Origin of the sequence: Methylorubrum podarium, assembly GCF_040270385.1 — a bacterium.
Classification (GTDB): Bacteria; Pseudomonadota; Alphaproteobacteria; order Rhizobiales; family Beijerinckiaceae; genus Methylobacterium; species Methylobacterium podarium.
In genome coordinates this window covers 1-13,103 of the sequence record NZ_JBELQE010000089.1, presented here as the reverse complement: position 1 = coordinate 13,103, position 13,103 = coordinate 1, and the positions used below count along the sequence as shown (strand labels likewise).

General features: G+C 70.4%; 13 protein-coding genes. 7 read left to right on the top strand and 6 right to left on the bottom strand.

The annotated features are described in order from the left end of the window. The first annotated feature begins 243 nt into the window (after window positions 1-243). From cysE to ABS772_RS17175, 3 genes are all read left to right on the top strand, one after another. Entirely contained in the window at window positions 244-1,104 is an 861-nt protein-coding gene (gene cysE / locus ABS772_RS17185; RefSeq protein ID WP_238255543.1) for a serine O-acetyltransferase, read from the top strand. 137 nt (window positions 1,105-1,241) lie between these two features. Continuing rightward, window positions 1,242-1,457, top strand: coding sequence for a DUF3126 family protein (locus ABS772_RS17180; RefSeq protein ID WP_003604163.1), 216 nt, complete (start codon window positions 1,242-1,244; stop codon window positions 1,455-1,457). 250 nt (window positions 1,458-1,707) lie between these two features. Next, the gene (locus ABS772_RS17175) at window positions 1,708-2,037 is read left to right on the top strand and encodes a DUF6949 family protein (protein ID WP_238255542.1); all 330 of its coding nucleotides are present in this window, start codon (window positions 1,708-1,710) and stop codon (window positions 2,035-2,037) included. 27 nt (window positions 2,038-2,064) lie between these two features. Here ABS772_RS17175 and ABS772_RS17170 read toward each other — a convergent pair whose 3' ends face one another. Next, window positions 2,065-2,697, bottom strand: a complete 633-nt coding sequence (locus tag ABS772_RS17170; RefSeq protein ID WP_238255541.1) for a S24 family peptidase — start codon at window positions 2,695-2,697, stop codon at window positions 2,065-2,067. Window positions 2,698-2,919: 222 nt separating this feature from the next. Between ABS772_RS17170 and ABS772_RS17165 the strand changes: the two genes are divergently transcribed. Further along, on the top strand, window positions 2,920-3,285 hold the full coding sequence (locus tag ABS772_RS17165; RefSeq protein WP_350396011.1) for a DUF952 domain-containing protein: 366 nt from the start codon (window positions 2,920-2,922) through the stop codon (window positions 3,283-3,285). Beyond that, window positions 3,282-4,358, top strand: coding sequence for a quinone-dependent dihydroorotate dehydrogenase (locus ABS772_RS17160; RefSeq protein WP_350396010.1), 1,077 nt, complete (start codon window positions 3,282-3,284; stop codon window positions 4,356-4,358). Before ABS772_RS17165 ends, ABS772_RS17160 begins: the two co-directional genes overlap by 4 nt. Before the next feature lie 24 nt (window positions 4,359-4,382). Here ABS772_RS17160 and ABS772_RS17155 read toward each other — a convergent pair whose 3' ends face one another. Then, window positions 4,383-4,712 (bottom strand): hypothetical protein, encoded by a 330-nt coding sequence (locus tag ABS772_RS17155; protein ID WP_350396009.1) that lies wholly within the window; start codon window positions 4,710-4,712, stop codon window positions 4,383-4,385. A gap of 26 nt (window positions 4,713-4,738) precedes the next feature. Then, window positions 4,739-5,029, bottom strand: coding sequence for a hypothetical protein (locus tag ABS772_RS17150; RefSeq protein WP_350396008.1), 291 nt, complete (start codon window positions 5,027-5,029; stop codon window positions 4,739-4,741). Between the two features lie 366 nt (window positions 5,030-5,395). On the opposite strand from ABS772_RS17150, the gene ABS772_RS17145 reads away from it, so the two are divergent. Continuing rightward, window positions 5,396-7,714: an FdhF/YdeP family oxidoreductase gene (locus ABS772_RS17145; RefSeq protein ID WP_350396007.1), complete on the top strand. Its 2,319-nt coding sequence runs from the start codon at window positions 5,396-5,398 to the stop codon at window positions 7,712-7,714. Beyond that, window positions 7,711-8,013, top strand: coding sequence for a hypothetical protein (locus tag ABS772_RS17140; protein WP_350396006.1), 303 nt, complete (start codon window positions 7,711-7,713; stop codon window positions 8,011-8,013). Before ABS772_RS17145 ends, ABS772_RS17140 begins: the two co-directional genes overlap by 4 nt. 22 nt (window positions 8,014-8,035) lie before the next feature. Here ABS772_RS17140 and ABS772_RS17135 read toward each other — a convergent pair whose 3' ends face one another. The 3 genes from ABS772_RS17135 to ABS772_RS17125 all read right to left on the bottom strand — a co-directional run. Further along, entirely contained in the window at window positions 8,036-9,958 is a 1,923-nt protein-coding gene (locus ABS772_RS17135) for a PAS domain-containing sensor histidine kinase (RefSeq protein ID WP_350396004.1), read from the bottom strand. A 347-nt stretch (window positions 9,959-10,305) separates the two neighbouring features. Then, window positions 10,306-12,453 (bottom strand): TonB-dependent receptor, encoded by a 2,148-nt coding sequence (locus ABS772_RS17130; RefSeq protein WP_350396003.1) that lies wholly within the window; start codon window positions 12,451-12,453, stop codon window positions 10,306-10,308. 150 nt (window positions 12,454-12,603) lie between these two features. Next, window positions 12,604-13,103: DNA translocase FtsK (locus tag ABS772_RS17125; protein ID WP_350396002.1), on the bottom strand; the 500-nt coding region annotated here is incomplete at its 5' end.

The following is a 13,103-nucleotide window of genomic DNA, read 5'->3' as shown; positions in this document are numbered from 1 at the left end:
CGCAGGGTGGGACACGGCCTCTTGATGCGGCGCCGGGCGACACCAAGCTGTATGGCTTGAACCCGGCGCGGGCGAAGACGCTTCTCTCCCGCGCCGTTCTCGCGATACGCGTCGTATCCGAGCGTCCCGTTCGGCGGCACGATCCGTCCCGCCGCGCTGAAGGGGCGCGAACACGCTGCCGGCCGCGACCCGCGTCGCGGCCTTGAGGCCGGATCGACAATCCGCGCCGTCGAGGAGGAATGCATGTCCGCCAGTCCGTCGCTCAGCCCGGCTTCCGGGCGCGAGGGGATCGCCGGAATTGTCGATCCGCTCTGGACGCGGGTGCGCACCGAGGCCGAGACGGTGGTGCGCGACGAGCCGCAGCTCGCCTCGTTCTTCGTGGCGACCATCCTCAACCACCCGAGCCTGGAGGCGGCGGTGGCCCACCGCGTCGCCACCCGCCTCGGCCACGCCTCGCTCCCGACCGAACTCGTGGCGCACGGCTTCCACGAGGCGCTTCAGGACGATGCCCGCATCGGCCAGAGCATGCGCGCCGACATCCTCGCCGTGATGGATCGCGACCCGGCGACGACCCGCGCGATCGAGCCGCTGCTCTATTTCAAGGGCTTCCACGCGATCCAGGCGCACCGGCTCGCCCACTGGTACTGGGGCCACGACCGGCGCGACCTCGCGCTCTATCTCCAGAGCCGGTCGTCGGAAGTCTTCCAGACCGACATCCACCCCGCCGCCCGGATCGGGCGCGGCGTGTTCTTCGATCACGCCACCGGCCTCGTGGTCGGCTCCACCGCGGTGATCGAGGACGACGTCTCGATCCTGCACGCGGTGACGCTCGGCGGCACGGGCAAGCATGGCGGCGACCGCCACCCGAAGATCCGCCGCGGCGTGATGATCGGCGCGGGCGCCAAGATCCTCGGCAACATCGAGGTGGGCGCCTGCGCCCGCGTCGCGGCGGGCTCCGTCGTGCTCCGCTCGGTGCCGCCGCACACCACGGTCGTCGGCGTACCGGCGCGGGTGGTCGGGGCCGCCGGCTGCGCCGAGCCCGCTCGCTCCATGGACCAGCTCGTGGCGATGAGCGAGTTCGTCGATATCGCCGGCGGGATCTGACGCCGCGCTCCCTGCCTCCGCCGGGTTGCCTGCCCTAGCGCGACGTGGCAAGCCGCCGACCACCATCCGAAGCCCCCACAGCGCTGCCGCCGGGATCGCGCGTCCCGGCGGCAGCGCCTCGCAAGAAGGTTGACGGCGTGACCAAGACCGAAGTCGCCAAGCTGCAGGATTACCTGCGCCGCAAGTTCGCCAACGCCAGCATCCGCGTGGTCGCGATGAAGACCGGCGATTCCGCCGAAGTGTTCATCGGCGACGAGTCGATCGGCGTGCTCGCCGACGACAAGGAGGACGGCGACGATTCCTTCACCTTCCGGATGGCGATCCTCGATATCGACCTGGAAGAGGACGCCTGAGGCGCCGCAAGCCTCCCGATCACGGATCTCCGCGCCGCCCCGGGCTCAGAGCGCTCTCCGCCGAAGTGGATACCGGTTCGGCGCAAGAGAGCGCGTCAAAACACGAACTTGGAGCCGTGTCCGATCGCAGCGCGATCGGACACGGCGCCAGAGCCTGTGGGCGGCGTTAGCGTTAACGAAACGTCTTTCTTAACAAGTCGTAAACGATCGGCCAGATTGCGCGTCACATCCTGAGAAGGAGCGTCGCGTCATGACCCTGAGCCCCTCTTCCATCGAATCGATTCAGGCGCTCGTCGTCGGCCTCGCGCTGGCGGGTCTGCTCGCGAGCGCCTTCGAATTCGCCACGAACCGGCGGGCGAGCTTCAAGCTGCTGGAGGCCGGCGGCGTCGCCGCGCTGGCCGCGCTGCCGATGATCGCGGTGGTCGCGCCCTTCATCATCCTGCGCAATACCCTGCGGGGCCGTCGCTTCGAGCACCGGCCGATCCCGTTCGTGATGATCGCGACGATGATCGCCTGCGGCTGGAGCCTGCTCTCGGGCCAGGTCGCCCTCGGCATGGCCCACCGGCTCGCCGGCCTGTAGGCGTCAGGCGCCGAACGCTGCCGAACGCTACTGCCGCACCCACATCACCCGCGCCATCCAGGCGACGTCGGCGAGCGGCACCGCCCGGTCCTCGTGGTCGGGGTTGAGGGAGGCCAGTTCGATGGTGCGGGCGGTGCGGCGGCGCAGTTCCTTGGCCAGCACCTCGCCGTTGTTCAGCCGGGCGACGATCCGGTCGCCCTTGCGGATGCCGGCATTGGGGGCGACGATCAGCACGTCGCCGTCGCGGTAGAGCGGCAGCATCGAATCGCCCTGCACCTCCAGGGCGAAGGCGTGGTCGTCGCCGAGATCGGGAAACTCGATCTCGTCCCAGCCGGGTCCGCCCGTCGGAATCCCTTCCTCGTTGAACAGACGGCCCGATCCGGCCTGGGTCAGGCCGATCAGCGGCACCATCGTCCGGGTCTGGGCCTGATCGGAATCGACGAGGTGCAGGAAGTCGTCGAGGCTGGCGCCGGTGGCGGCGAGCACCTTCGCGATCGACTCGGTGGAGGGCCAGCGCTTGCGCCCGTCGGGCCCGACCCGCTTCGAGCGGTTGAAGCTCGTGGCGTCGAGGCCCGCACGCCGGGCGAGACCCGAGGCGGAGAAGCCGTGGCGCTCGGCCAATCGGTCGATCGCAGTCCAGATCTGCTCGTGCGACAGCATAGCGGCCTCAAACCGGCGCGTGTGCCGTTGAGACATACGGCCTAAAGTTAGGAAACTAGAACCCGCCGAACCCGGACGCAATCGGAGCATCCGGAGAGGCGAGTGTCGCATCTGAGCGGCCTTCGGTGAAGGCGCGAACGCCGTATCCGGTAACCCATGGCGACGGTTGCCGCGGGCAGGCCTGCGTTCTATCGCTCCGGAAGATTTACCCCCGGAGATCGGATGGCCCTCGTCTACAAGATCTGCCCGCGCGGCCTCTGGCGGGAGGCCGAGGCGCTCGGCCGCTTCACCGGCGCGCCGGTCGACCGCGCCGACGGCTTCATCCATTTCTCGACCGCGGATCAGGTCGCCGAGACCGCCGCCCGGCACTTCTCCGGGCAGGCGGACCTGCTGCTCGTGGCGGTCGAGGCCGAGGATCTCGGCGGGGCCCTGCGCTTCGAGCCGTCGCGGGGCGGCGCGCTGTTCCCGCACCTCTACGGCGACCTGTCCTTGAGCGCCGTGCGCTCCGTGGCCGACCTGCCCCTCGGGGCGGACGGGCGGCACGTCTTTCCCGCAGAGATCCCGCCGTCGGAGATCCCGCAGGCATGATCGACGCGCTGTTTCCCCTCGCCCGGCCGCTGCTGCACGGGCTCGACGCCGAGACGGCGCACGACCTGACGATCCGCGGCCTCTCGCTGCTGCCGCCGCGCCGGCCGCCGGCCGACGACGCGGCGCTCGCCGTCGAGGTGTTCGGGCAGCGTTTCCCCAACCCGGTCGGCCTCGCCGCCGGGTTCGACAAGGGCGCCCGGGTGGCGGACGCGCTGCTCGGCCTCGGCTTCGGCTTCGTCGAGGTCGGCGGGGTGGTGCCGCGGCCGCAGCCCGGCAATCCGCGGCCGCGGGTGTTCCGCCTGCCCCGCGACCGGGCGGTGATCAACCGCTTCGGCCTCAACAGCGAGGGGCTCGACGCGGTGGCCGACCGGCTCAAGGCCCGCGCCGGCCGCGGGGGCCTCGTCGGCGTCAATATCGGCGCCAACAAGGAGTCGCCGGACCGGCTCGCCGACTACGTCGCCTGCACCGCGCGGCTCGCGCCGCACGTCGCCTTCATCACCGTCAACGTCTCCTCGCCCAACACGCCGGGCCTGCGCGACCTCCAGGGCGAGGCCTTCCTCGACGACCTGCTCGCCCGCGTCGTCGCCGCCCGCGACGCGAGCGGATCGCCCGCCGCGGTGCTGCTCAAGATCGCCCCCGACATCGCGCTCGAAGGGCTCGACGCGATGACGGCGACGGCGCTCCGGCGCGGCATCCAGGGGCTCGTCGTCTCGAACACCACGATCGCCCGGCCCGCGACGCTGGCCGAATCCGCGCTCGCCAGGGAGACCGGGGGCCTGTCCGGCCGGCCGCTGTTCGGCCCGGCGACGCGGCTCCTCGCGGAGACCTATCTGCGCGTCGGCGACCGGATCCCGCTGGTCGGCGTCGGCGGCGTCGACTCGGCGGAGGCCGCCTGGACCAAGATCCGGGCCGGCGCCCGCCTCGTTCAGCTCTACTCCGCCCTCGTCTATGAGGGGCCGGGACTGGTCGGCACGATCAAGCGCGGGCTGAGCCAGCGGCTGCGCGCGGAAGGGCTGACGAGCCTCGCGCCCGTCGTCGGGCGGGACGCGGCGGAGTTGGCAGGCAGACCGTAGCCGGAGAGGGGAGTTGGGTCGGCTTCAGTAGCCGGCCTGTTGCGGCGTCTCGGAGCCGCCGGCGCTCAGCGCGACCAGGACGTTGCGCAGAAAGGCCAGATCGTTGCCGATCTCGGGGTCGGGATCGTCGTCGCGGTCGAAATGCCGCTGCATCTGATCGACCCGCATCGCCACGGCGGATCGCATGATCTCGGCCACCGGATCCGGAACCTCGACATAGGCGGCGGCCGTATGATCTTCGCTCGACCAGTTCTCCCAGGCCGCGCGCGGACCGTCCCGCAGGACACGCGCCTCGACGAGGGCGTGAGTTGCGTCCTCGGCAAATCGGAAAGCTTTGGCGGAAAGTCTGACCATGCTGCGTCGTCCCGATCGCTGCCCGCTCAGCGGAACCGAAGATTCGCCTGCATGAGCAACGATCTGTAGTCGCTCAACGGCATATCAACACCTGGCTCCCAGGACCAGTGGTCGCCATGATCGTTCTCCACGAGCAGGAGAGGTCCGTAATCGTAGCCCGCCGGTAATCGCCACCATCGTCCTCGATCTTGCCTCGGGTTTGCGAAGGTCGAGATGCCGCCCGTACCGGCACGCACCCAGACCACACCGCCGACGTGGAAATGCGCGAGATCGACCGGGCGAACGTGATCGAGGCGTGCCCCCGCCGCATTGCCCATTCGAAACAGATCGAGCCTCGTTCGCCCCACCCGGCGCCGTCTCCCGCGAGGATGTACCCGATCGTCTGTCACGCGATCGGATCACTCGGAGGTTGTAATTCTTAAGGCCAAGCTATCGCGAACGGCAAATGGGAAACCGGGGTGGGGCCGTGGGGGAACGCCCGGCGCCGGCTTGGGTGAAGGGGCCGCGAACCTCGCACCGTGAACGATGATGCCGACGAGAGTTGCCCTTAATGCATAGCAATGCATTCTACCCGTCGAGCCAAGCTTTGAACGCATGAGAGGACTGCGACCGAACCCGATTGTGAGGGGCCGCGCCGCGCGATTATCTGCGGTTGCGACCACAGCGTTCCCCAGGATTTCGGCATGGACCGTTCGAACGGGCCCCTCAAGCGTTCCTCCGCCGCGGGCGGCTGGGGCGCGCTGAAGAGCTGCGGCAAGTTCCTGCTGGGGAGCCGCGCCCCGCTTTCCGGCGCGCGGGCCCTGCTCTCGGCCAACCAGCCGGACGGCTTCGACTGCCCCGGCTGCGCCTGGGGCGACCCGGCCCACGGCTCCTCCTTCGAGTTCTGCGAGAACGGCGTGAAGGCGGTCTCCTGGGAGGCGACCGACAAGCGCACGACGCCGCGCTTCTTCGCCAAGCACACCGTCTCGGAGCTGCGCGGCTGGACCGACTACGCCCTCGAGAGCGAGGGCCGCCTCACCCATCCGATGCGCTACGATGCGCAGAGCGACACCTACCGCGCCGTGGAATGGGACGAGGCCTTCGCCGAGATCGGCGCGACGCTGCGCGGCCTCGACCATCCCGACCGGGCCGAGTTCTACACCTCCGGCCGCGCCTCCAACGAGGCGGCCTACCTCTACCAGCTCTTCGCCCGCGCCTACGGCACCAACAACTTCCCCGATTGCTCGAACATGTGCCACGAGGCGAGCGGCATCGCCCTCGTTCAGGCCATCGGCATCGGCAAGGGCACGGTGCTGCTCGAAGACTTCGAGAAGGCGGACGCGATCTTCGTCGTCGGCCAGAATCCCGGCACCAACCATCCGCGCATGCTGGGCGACCTGCGCCGGGCCGCCGAGCGCGGCGCGCGGGTCGTGGTGCTGAACCCCGTGCGCGAGCGCGGGCTGGAGCGCTTCGCCGACCCGCAGAACAGCGTCGAGATGCTGCGCGGCGCGAGCCGCCCGATCGCCAGCCACTACTACCAGCCGAAGCCCGGCGGCGACATGGCCGCCTTCCGCGGCATCGCCAAGGTCGTCTTCGCCCGCGACGCGGCGGCGATCGAGGCGGGCAAGCCCTCGCTCCTCGACCACGCCTTCATCGCCGCCCATACCAGCGCCTTCGCCGAGTACCGCGCGGCCGTCGAGGCGACGGCGTGGGAGGCGATCCTCGACCAGTCGGGCCTGACCCGCGAGGCGATCGAAACCGCGGCCGACGTCTATCTCGGGGCCGACCGGGTGATCGCAACCTGGGCGATGGGCGTGACCCAGCACCGCCACTCGGTGGCGACGATCCGCGAGATCGCCAACCTCCTGTTCCTGCGTGGCCATATCGGCCGGCCCGGCGCGGGCCTGTGCCCGGTGCGCGGCCATTCCAACGTGCAGGGCGACCGCACGGTCGGCATCAACGAGAAGCCGCCGCTCGGCCTGCTCGAAGCGCTCGACCAGGAATTCGGTCTGACGACGCCGCGCCAGCACGGCCACAACGTGCTCGGCGCCATCGGCGCGATGCTCGACGGCTCGTCGAAGGCGTTCATCGGGCTCGGGGGCAACTTCGTGCGCGCCACGCCGGACACGCGGCTGGTCGAGAAGGCGCTCGCGGCGTGCGACCTCACCGTCCACATCGCGACGAAGCTCAACCACTCGCACCTCGTGCCGGGCCGGGTCGCCTACCTGCTGCCCTGCCTCGGCCGCACGGAGATCGACCGCAACAGCCGGGGCAAGGTGCAGATCGTGACCGTCGAGGATTCGATGAGCATGGTCCACGGCTCGGGCGGCATCAACAAGCCCGCCTCGCCGCATCTGCGCTCGGAGATCGGCATCATCGCCGGCATGGCCGCCGCCGCCGTCGGTTCCGAGCGGATCGACTGGGCCGCCCTCGCCGACGATTACGATCGCATCCGCGACCTGATCGAGCGGACGATTCCGGGGTTTGCCGGCTTCAACACCCGGGTGCGCCGACCGCGCGGCTTCATGCTGCGCAATCTCGCCGCCGAGCGGGTGTTCGAGACGGCGACCGGCCGGGCGGGCTTCTCCAGCGGGCCGCTTCCCGTGGCGACCGAGCACCAGCGCGCGAGCCGGCAGGGCGACACCTTCGTGCTGCAGACCTTCCGCAGCCACGACCAGTACAACACCACGATCTACGGCCTCGACGACCGCTACCGCGGCGTCTACGGAGAGCGCCGCGTCGTGTTCGCCAACCCGGACGACCTCGCCGAGCTGAAGGCGCGGGCGGGCGAGCGGGTCGATCTCGTCTGCGTCCACGCGGAGGACGGCGTCGAGCGGGTGGCGGAGGATTTCCGCCTCGTGCCCTTCGACATGCCGCGCGGTTCGCTCGCCGGCTACTATCCCGAGCTCAACGTGCTGGTGCCGCTCTCGGCCTTCGGCGAGTTCTCGGACACGCCGACCTCGAAATCGGTGCTGGTCCAAGTGCGCGCCCGCGCCGCGACCGCGACGGGCCAAGCGGCGTGAGCGAGCCCGCGGCCGACGCCGAGACCTTTCTCGCCGCGACCGACACGATCGCGGCCCTGCGCCCCGAATTGAGCATGCTGGAGGCGGGCATCCTCGCCGGCCTGCATCTCGGGCTGGCCGCGGACAGCCGCAGCTTCGCCCGCATCTTCGGCGTCGAGCACGCCCTGGTGCTGCGGGCGGTGGAGGGCCTCGCCGGCGAAGCGCTCCTGACCGTGACCGCCCGCGACGGCCGCACCCAGCGCACCCGCTACGCGACGAGCCCGGCGGGGGCCGCGGTGCTCACCGCGCTCGCGGCCTGAACCCCGGCCCTGACGGCGGGTCTCAGGCGGTGCTGATCGCGCCGAACCGCTCGCCGAGCGGCAGCTCGATGGCGCAGCGCAGCCGCGTCTCGCCGAGCTCGTAGCGGGTCTTGGCGTTGAGCGCGTAGGGCATCGCCTGCTCGATCAGCTCGCGTCCGTAGCCGCGCCGCGTCGGACCGCGCCCCTCGCGCGGCCGGCTGATGCCCTCCTCGATCCACTCGATCAGCAGGGTCCCGCCGCCCCGATCGTCTGCGTCGGCCCGCCACGTCACCGAGAGGCGGCCGTGCTCGCTGGTCAGAGCCCCGTACTTGCGGGCGTTGGTGGCCAGTTCGTGCACGGCGAGCGCGAGGGTCTGCACCGACGCCTTGCGCAGGCGCACCGGCGGGCCGGCGATATGGATCCGGTCGGCGTAGTCGCCGCCTCCCAGCGCCTCCAGCTCGGTCCGGATCAGGGTGCGCAGGGTGATCGGCTCCTGATCCGAGCGCGACAGCAGGCCCTGGACCCGCGACAGGGCGGCGAGCCGGTCGTTGAACTGCTCGCGGAAGCGCTCGGTCGGGCCGGTCTGCACCATGGTCTGGTGGGCGATGGAGCGCACGACGCCGAGCAGGTTGCGGGTGCGGTGCTGCAGTTCGGCGACGAGAACGGCCTGGCGCTCCTGCAGATCGTGCAGGTCGTGGATGTCCATGGCGGCGCCGATCCACTGGGTCACCTGCCCCTCGGCATCGACGATCGGCGCCTGCCGCACCAGGAACCAGCGATACTGCCCGTCGTGCCGACGGATGCGCTGCTGCACCTCGATCAGCCGCTGCTGCTCGCGCCCGGTACGGAACGCCGCGCTGGCCGCCTCCCGGTCGTCCGGGTGGATCGCTTCGAGCCAGCCCCCGTCCTGCGACTGCTGCGGGGTCTGGCCGGTATAGGTGAGCCAGGCCTCGTTGAGCGAGTTGTGCCGCCCGTCCTCGTCCGTGCGCCACAGCAGGACGGGGATGAGGCGGGCCAGGGCGCGGAAGCGCTCCTCGCTCTCGCGCAGGGCCGCCTGCGCGATCTCGTCGCGAAGCCGGAGCACCTCCTCCTGGGCCGCCTTCCAGGCCGAGATCTCCTTGGTGGTGGTGGCGACCCCGTCGCCGAGCTTGACGGCGCACTGGAAGAACCAGCCGTCGAACTGCTCGTGGACGTAGTGGTGCTCCGCGGTCGAGGGCTGGCCGGTCTCCGTCACGCGCTTGAAGGTCTCGAAGATGCCTTCCTGAATCACGCCGGGATTGCGTTCGAGCAGGCTCTCCCCGCGCACCCGACCGTACAGGCTCTCCGAAGTGTGGTTGTTCAGGATCCACTCGAAATCGACGATCTCGCCGGACGCGTCGCGCACGGCCTTGAAGACCTGGATCATGTCCATGGAGCTGTCCATGGTCGCCTTGAGCAGGTCGCGGCTCGCCTGAAGCTCCGCCGTCCGCTCCTGGACCTGCTGTTCCAGCTCGGCCCGGAAGCGGGCCTCGCTCTCGCGAAGCGCGCGGTCCGCCAGCACCCGGGCCGTGGTTTCGAGCAGGACGACCAGGATGCCCGCGATCTCGCCCGCCTCGTCCCGGAGCGGGCTGTAGGTCAGCGTGAACCACGCGTCCTCGACGCGGCCCGACCGCGACAGGGGATAGAGCGCGTCCTCGAAGGTGAAGGTCTCGCCGCCCCAGACCCGATCGTAGATCGGCGCGTTGATGTGCCAGACCTCGGGCCAGCACTCGCGTGTCGGTTGCCCCAGCCCGGCCGGATGCTTCAACCCCATCAGGTCGCGGAAGCCGTCGTTGTAGACCTGGATCAGGTCTCGCCCCCACAGCGCGATCATGGGGAAGCCGCAGCCGAGGAGCAGGCTGATCGTGGCCCTCAGGCTGGGCGACCACGTGTCCGCGGCGCCGAGGGCCGTCGCCGACCAGTCATGGGTCCGGATCCGCTCGGCCATCTCGCCGAAATCCGATCGGGCAGGTGGAATGCCGTCCTCCATCCCGCACCTTTGCTCGGCCTTCCGCACCGTATTCCGCAGACGGAACGGGCGGCACGGCCCGCAGTCCCACCGAGATCGTTACGGCAAATCGTCAGGCTGGCAATAGATGGAATCAATGCGTGCGATCTTCTCCCTCCAACAATTTTGCGTCGTGCCCGGAGATACGGCCACTCTGCGCTGCACTTACAAAATACGACGCATGATTTCTGTAAGCCCCTGGCTGTCAGACGCGGCTTCCAGGCTCCGAAACGTCGGCGCTGGGTGGACGGCGCGCCCGGTCCGTGGTCCGAGCGCCCCCGCGGCGTTCAGAACCGCGCCGTGAGGAAGAGCCGCAGGTTGCGGCCCGGCAGGATCACCTCGTCCTTGCGGAAGGACGCGGCATTGCGGATCACGTCGTCGAGCAGGTTCGTGCCGCGCAGGCCGAGCGTCACCTCGCTCAGGCCGTGGACCGCCGGATCGAGGGGACGGCTGTAGGCGATCTCCGCCTTGAGATCGTTGTAGCCCGGTGTCGGCGTCTCCAGCGTCCCCGTCTGCGTCTGGGCGAAGGCGTGCAGCAGGCTCAGCTGCGCGAACCAGCCGTCCGCCCGCAGGAAGACGCCGCCGCCGACGCGGTGGGGCGGGATGCGCGGCACGTAGCGGCCGTCGTCGAACTGCGCCCGCACGAAGTCGTACTGAGCGCTGATCCCGGCAAAGCCGTCGCCGACCGGCACGAGATCGACCTGGCTGGCGATCTCGGCGCCAGCGAAGGTGGCGCCGGCCTGCGAATAGGTGACCTGACGCAGGTCCCCGCCCCCGAGGCCGCAGCTGTCGAAGGTGTCGCCGCAGGTGAAGCCGGTCAGGCGCTTGTAGACGAAGCCGGTATAGCGCGTGACGTATCCGGTGGCGTCGAAGCGGAACGGCCCCTCCGCCCGCCGGATCGCCACCTCGACGGTGCGGGCGCGCTCCAGCTTGAGGTTCGGATCGCCGATCTCGAAGGTGGCGGAGGCCGCGTGCGGCCCGCGCGAGAACAGTTCGGGCGAGGTCGGGGCGCGCTCGACATAGGAGCCGGTCAGGCTCGCGACGAAGCCGTAGGGCAGGTCCTGGAGCGCGCCGAGGCTCGCGCTCTTCGGGGCGAAGCGGCGGATGCGGCGCGATTCCACGGGCTCGTCGCCGGGGCCGTCGGGCAGGAAGTCGGACGGGAACAGCGCCTGGGTGCCGGCGACGCGGTTGCCCTCGATCCGGCCCGCCGCCTGGAACCGCAGGCCGCCGAGTGCCAGTTCCTCGAACAGGTAGGCCGCCTGCACCCGCGTGTCGGTGGGGCGCAAGAGCCCTCCTTCCGCTCCCGAGATGCGGAGCTTGCGTCGGTCGGCCTGGACGCCGAGCTGTCCGCTCAGGGTGCCGAACGCCGTCTCGACCGGCACGTGGTCGACCTCGATCCGCCCCTCCGCAGCGCGGTTCTTGAACACCGCCGCGATGCCCTCGACGCCGTTCGCGTCGGTGCCGAACTCGTTGTGCCGGTAGTTCGAGCCTCCGGCCCAGAACCGGATCGCCGCGATCGGCCCGTCCAGCGGACGGTACTCGCCCCTTGCCTGGAGCTTGTCCTGCACCGGGTCGAGGCGGGTGCGCTGCACCGCGGAGCTGATTCCGGGGATGCCGTAGACCGAATCGAAGTGGCTGAAGGTTAGGCCGACGATGCCGCGGTCGAACAGGTACGAGGTGCCGAAGGCCCCGCCCTGCGATCGGTTGTAGGAGTTGCGCTGGGGGCCGAGCGGCGTGTCGTAGTCGTCCGCCGCGCTCTTGAAGGCGTCGGCGTGGACGGCGACGTTGTCGCTGCCGGCATCGACGGTCGCGGCGACGTTGCGGCCGTTGTCGACGGCCGAGTATCCGGTCGTCACCCGGCCCGCGACGCCGCCGGGCGGAATGCCCGTCGGGATGCGGTTGTTCTCCACCGAGACGACGCCGCCGACCGCCTGGGAGCCGTAGCGCAGGCCGGCGGGCCCGCGGATCACCTCGATCCGGTCGTTGATCAGCGGGTTGATCGGCACGGCGTGGTCCTCGCCGAGATCGGACATGTCCTGCACGCCCGTGCCGTTCTCGAGGATGCGGACGCGGTGGTTGTCGAGGCCGCGGATGATCGGCCGCGAGGCCGAGCCCGGCGCGTAGGTGGTCGCCGACAGGCCCGGCCGATCGAACAGGGCCTCGCCGAGCGAGGTCGGCTGCGAGCGGGCAAGGTCGGCGCCGGAGACCACGGTCACCGTCGAGATGCGATCGGTCACCACCGGCAGGACGCCGAGCCGGCCGGCCGGGTCCGGCGCCGGTCCCGCCGCCGCGCCCTCGCCCGTGCGCCGCGCCGACCTGTCCGAGGTCACGCTGATCTCGTCCAGGGCCACCTCCTCGGCCTGGAGCGGCGTGGCGGCGAGCCCGGTGAGCCCGATTCCGACCCAGCGACCCAGCCCATAGCGCTTTCTCGACATAGAACCTCTCGCTCCGAATTATAGCTGATGCTATAATTTCGAGCGTAGCCGTTGTCGAGTCGGAAAGGGGTCGGAACGCGAAAGCGCGCCGCCCTCTTTCGAAGGCGGCGCGCCGGACGGATGTTCGGTTCGCGAGGGGGAAGCGGCGGATCAGTAATCCTGCGCCTCGGCCTCCACCAGGATCTCGCGTTTTCCCGCGTGGTTGGCCGGCCCGACGAGACCTTCGGTCTCCATGCGCTCCATCAGCGAGGCGGCGCGGTTGTAGCCGATCTGCAGGCGGCGCTGGATGTAGGAGGTGGAGGCCTTCTTGTCCCGCAGCACCACGGAGACCGCCTGCTCGTAGAGGTCGGCTCCTTCGCCACCGCCGAACTGGCCGGCATCGAAGACCGGGCCGTCCTCGGAGGCGGCGGCGCCGGCCGGGATCTCGCCCTCCTCCGCCGTGACCGCCTCCAGATAGGAGGGCCGGCCCTGGCGCTTGAGGTGGGCGACCACGCTCTCGACCTCCGAGTCCGAGCAGAACGGCCCGTGCACCCGCGTCGTGCGTCCGCCGCCAGCCATGAACAGCATGTCGCCCTGACCCAGAAGCTGCTCCGCGCCCATCTCGCCCAGGATCGTGCGGCTATCGATCTTGCTCGTCACCTGGAAGGAGA

Bases quoted from the DNA above. Each gene is read 5' to 3' on its own strand.
- ABS772_RS17150 (WP_350396008.1), bottom strand. From the start codon at position 5,029: ATGGGCAATGCGGCGGGGGCACGCCTCGATCACGTTCGCCCGGTCGAT.
- ABS772_RS17130 (WP_350396003.1), bottom strand. From the start codon at position 12,453: ATGTCGAGAAAGCGCTATGGGCTGGGTCGCTGGGTCGGAATCGGGCTC.
- ABS772_RS17165 (WP_350396011.1), top strand. From the start codon at position 2,920: ATGGCCCTCGTCTACAAGATCTGCCCGCGCGGCCTCTGGCGGGAGGCC.
- ABS772_RS17175 (WP_238255542.1), top strand. From the start codon at position 1,708: ATGACCCTGAGCCCCTCTTCCATCGAATCGATTCAGGCGCTCGTCGTC.
- ABS772_RS17135 (WP_350396004.1), bottom strand. From the start codon at position 9,958: ATGGCCGAGCGGATCCGGACCCATGACTGGTCGGCGACGGCCCTCGGC.
- ABS772_RS17170 (WP_238255541.1), bottom strand. From the start codon at position 2,697: ATGCTGTCGCACGAGCAGATCTGGACTGCGATCGACCGATTGGCCGAG.
- ABS772_RS17160 (WP_350396010.1), top strand. From the start codon at position 3,282: ATGATCGACGCGCTGTTTCCCCTCGCCCGGCCGCTGCTGCACGGGCTC.
- ABS772_RS17145 (WP_350396007.1), top strand. From the start codon at position 5,396: ATGGACCGTTCGAACGGGCCCCTCAAGCGTTCCTCCGCCGCGGGCGGC.
- cysE (WP_238255543.1), top strand. From the start codon at position 244: ATGTCCGCCAGTCCGTCGCTCAGCCCGGCTTCCGGGCGCGAGGGGATC.
- ABS772_RS17155 (WP_350396009.1), bottom strand. From the start codon at position 4,712: ATGGTCAGACTTTCCGCCAAAGCTTTCCGATTTGCCGAGGACGCAACT.